This is a genomic window from Sutterella sp., assembly GCF_052272535.1.
Taxonomy (GTDB): domain Bacteria; phylum Pseudomonadota; class Gammaproteobacteria; order Burkholderiales; family Burkholderiaceae_F; genus Sutterella.
Genome location: NZ_DAVZJY010000297.1, coordinates 1 through 2,398 on the forward strand (window position 1 = coordinate 1; position 2,398 = coordinate 2,398).

At 64.6% G+C, this 2,398-nt stretch carries 3 protein-coding genes; 2 read left to right on the forward strand and 1 reads right to left on the reverse strand.

What is annotated here, in order from left to right; all coding sequences use genetic code 11:
* The first annotated feature begins 6 nt into the window (after positions 1-6).
* Positions 7-513 carry a septation protein A gene (locus ACT6Y9_RS10425; RefSeq protein ID WP_443744486.1) on the forward strand — a complete coding sequence of 169 codons (507 nt, stop codon included), beginning with the start codon at positions 7-9 and terminating at the stop codon, positions 511-513.
* Between the two features lie 83 nt (positions 514-596).
* Positions 597-1,385 carry a peptidylprolyl isomerase gene (locus ACT6Y9_RS10430; protein ID WP_295480946.1) on the forward strand — a complete coding sequence of 263 codons (789 nt, stop codon included), beginning with the start codon at positions 597-599 and terminating at the stop codon, positions 1,383-1,385.
* Between the two features lie 171 nt (positions 1,386-1,556).
* Here the strand turns inward: ACT6Y9_RS10430 and ACT6Y9_RS10435 are convergent.
* The coding region (locus tag ACT6Y9_RS10435) for a tetratricopeptide repeat protein (RefSeq protein WP_443744485.1) at positions 1,557-2,398 on the reverse strand (842 nt) is incomplete at its 5' end.

The window sequence follows — 2,398 nt, forward strand, 5'->3', positions numbered from 1 at the left end:
GAGCGCCTGTTGGGCGACGGCGTCACCGCCACGACCGCCCCCGTCTTCCTCGCGACCGTGACGGCGATCGCCGCAACCTTCCTGCAGATCGGGTGGCTCAAGATGAAGCGCGCGAAGATCGAGCCGATGCTCTGGATCTCGCTCGCCGTGATCGTGGTCTTCGGCGGCCTCACGCTCTGGCTGCGCAACGAGATGTTCATCAAGTGGAAGCCCACGATCCTCTACTGGATCTTCTCGTCGATCCTCCTCTGGGGGAGCTTCACGGGGCGCAACTTCATCCGCATCCTGATGAAGAACGCCGTCGAGATGCCCGACGCCGCCTGGTCTAAGCTCCAGACGATGTGGATCGTCTTCTTCATCGTCGTGGGCGTCCTCAACCTCATCGTCGCCTACTCCTTCCCGACCGAAATCTGGGTGAACTTCAAGCTCTTCGGACTCATCAGCTTGACATTGATTTTTACAATTGGCGCCGCGGTGTGGATGACAAAGCAGAGCACCCCTCGGCAGAATTGACCGATCCCTTTGCACCTGCTGCGACCACCGCCGGCATCGAGCCGTCCGGGGCAGCGGGCCTTTCTAAGCATTTGATGTTTGACATGATCATGAACAAGAAAGCGATTGCTCTCGGCGCAGCCATCCTTCTCGCCGCCGGAGCCTCCCAGGCGGAGCTCAAGGCCTTCAAGGTCAACGGTGAGACGGTCTCCGTCGAGGAGCAGAAGGCCCTCTACGACCGCGCGGTCGCGTCCGGCCAGCCCGCCGGCGAGCAGCTCGAGCGTCAGGTGAAGAACATCCTGATCCAGCAGACCGTTCTGCTCCAGCAAGCCAAGAAGGCGAAGATCGCCAACGATCCGGACGTGAAGCGCGCCATCGAGGCTTCGCGCGACCAGATCCTCATCCAGGGTCTCGCCCAGGACTGGGCCAAGAAGAACCCGGTCTCCGAAGCCGACCTCAAGGCCGCCTACGACCAGGACAAGGCCGGGTACGGCGACACCGAATACCAGGTCCGCCACATCCTCGTGAAGACCGAGGACCAGGCGAAGAACCTCATCCAGCGCATCAACAAGGGCGCCGACTTCGGCAAGCTCGCGCAGGAATTCTCCGAAGACACCGGCAACAAGGGCCAGGGCGGCCTTCTCGGCTGGGTCGTCCCACGCTCCTTCGTTCCGGCCTTCGGCGCCTCCTTCAAGGTCCTCAAGCCCGGTGAAGTCGCTCAGGAGCCGGTGCGCACGCAGTTCGGCTTCCACGTCGTGAAGCTCGAAGCGAAGCGCAAGGCCGAGCTCTATCCCTCCTTTGAGAGCCAGAAGCCGGTGATCCGCAACGCCCTCGCGAACCAGAAGGTGCAGCAGCACTTCCAGGAGCTCATCAAGAAGGCCAACGTGCAGTGAGCTGAACTGAGCTTCAATTCACAGACGCCCGGGAACGGCAGTTTCCGGGCGTCTTTTCTTTGCCCGGGCGGTGCGGCCGCCAATACAAATCAGGCGCCCGGGTGAATGCGGCGGACCTCACGAAGTCCGTTCGTCAGACCGCCGCACGGAAGGCCCTTGGAGCGTCCTCCATCACATCCTGCCCGGCTCCGGGTCGAGCGCGGCGAGGGACTTGAGGACGTCGGCGACCGAGGTCTTCTCAGCGGCCGCGAGCTCGTCGGCCGTAAGCGAATGGCCGAGGATGCGCGCGTCGGCGGCGGCGTTCCGGTCCGCCTCCCAACCCTTCTCCTCGACGGGCTTCGCCGCGGCCTGGATGAGGACGTAGGCGGCCTGGAGGTTCTTCGGCGCGCCTTCGCCGCTCTTCAGAAGATCACCCAGAGCGCGCAGCCCTTCGGGGTAGCCCCCCTTCGCGGCGCGGTAGTACCACTTCGCCGCCTCCTTGGCGTCGATCTCGACGCCGTTGCCCGTCGCGAAGTAGTCGCCGATGTTCTTCATCGCGACGATCGAGCCCGCGCGGGCGGCCTCACGGTCCCAGAGAAGCGCCTGGCGCGGCTCGACGCGCACGCCCACGCCGTTGCGGTAGGCCATCGAGAGCGCAAGCTGGCACTTCTCGCTCCCGAGGTAGGCGCCCTTCTCCCACCAGTCGGTCGCCTGGAGCGGAATGCTCTTCTGCCCGAGGCCCTGATTCACCATGTCGCCGATGTAGAAGAAGGCGTCGGGAACGTCCTTGGCGGCTTCGGCCTTGAAGACCTTCATCGCCTCGGGGTACTTGCCCGCCTTGAGGTAGGCGACGCCGTCGTCGATGGGCGCGGCGCACGCGGCGCTCCCGAAGGCGAGGAGTCCCGCGGCGAGAAGCGCGCCCGCAGCGGCGCGCAGGATCTGGGTCTTCATCATGTTCTTGGCCTCCCGGTGTATAAACGCTTCCATGAGCGGGCGCAGCTCCCACGGGGGGCGCCGCACCGCCATGATTTTTG